Raw genomic sequence first — 208 nt, forward strand, 5'->3', positions numbered from 1 at the left:
CCTTGTTCACTGGCAGCTGGTGTAGCAGCGTCATTGCCTTGAGTCCCATTGCTTGCTACTTGAGCCGAAGTTACGCTGGCATTACTCTGACCTTGTTCACTGGCAGCTGGTGTAGCAGCGTCATTACCTTGAGTCCCATTGCTTGCTACTTGAGCCGAAGCTACGCTGGCATTACTCTGGCCTTGTTCACTGGCAGCTGGTGTAGCAG

Annotated in this window: 1 protein-coding gene; it reads right to left on the reverse strand. The window is 53.4% G+C overall.

Annotated elements, in window-relative coordinates; all coding sequences use genetic code 11:
* Positions 1 to 208: hypothetical protein (locus H5202_RS23895; protein ID WP_220494012.1), on the reverse strand; the 208-nt coding region annotated here is incomplete at both ends.

The organism is Shewanella sp. SG41-4 (assembly GCF_014164505.1).
Classification (GTDB): domain Bacteria; phylum Pseudomonadota; class Gammaproteobacteria; order Enterobacterales; family Shewanellaceae; genus Shewanella.